The organism is Zoogloea sp. LCSB751 (assembly GCF_002028455.1).
In the GTDB taxonomy this organism is placed as follows: Bacteria; Pseudomonadota; Gammaproteobacteria; order Burkholderiales; family Rhodocyclaceae; genus Zoogloea.
The window spans coordinates 1-245 of sequence record NZ_MWUM01000506.1 but is presented as its reverse complement, the minus strand read 5'-3'; the positions used below and the strand labels follow the sequence as shown (position 1 = coordinate 245).

General features: G+C 39.6%; 1 protein-coding gene. It reads left to right on the top strand.

Annotated features, from left to right (window positions below; genetic code table 11):
• Window positions 1-131 precede the first annotated feature (131 nt).
• A partial coding sequence (locus B4920_RS27495) for a helix-turn-helix transcriptional regulator (RefSeq protein WP_139379758.1) occupies window positions 132-245 on the top strand: 114 nt, incomplete at its 3' end.

Genomic DNA, 245 nt, shown 5'->3' with positions numbered 1-245 from the left:
TATGCCATAATCATATCCTCGCTTTATTCTCTTCAAAGACACCATATGCACTACAGGAGAGACTTTAGCACCTTTAAACACCCTTGCAAGACATTTTGCTACGCTGTGGGTATTTTTTTTATGGAGGAGTAATGATTAAGTGCCACTTGTCGAGAATTTTAGGTGAGCGAAAGTTGAAAGTTGCTGAAGTAGCTAGAGAAACAGGTATAAACCGGAACACCATTCACCGTCTCTACAATGAAACT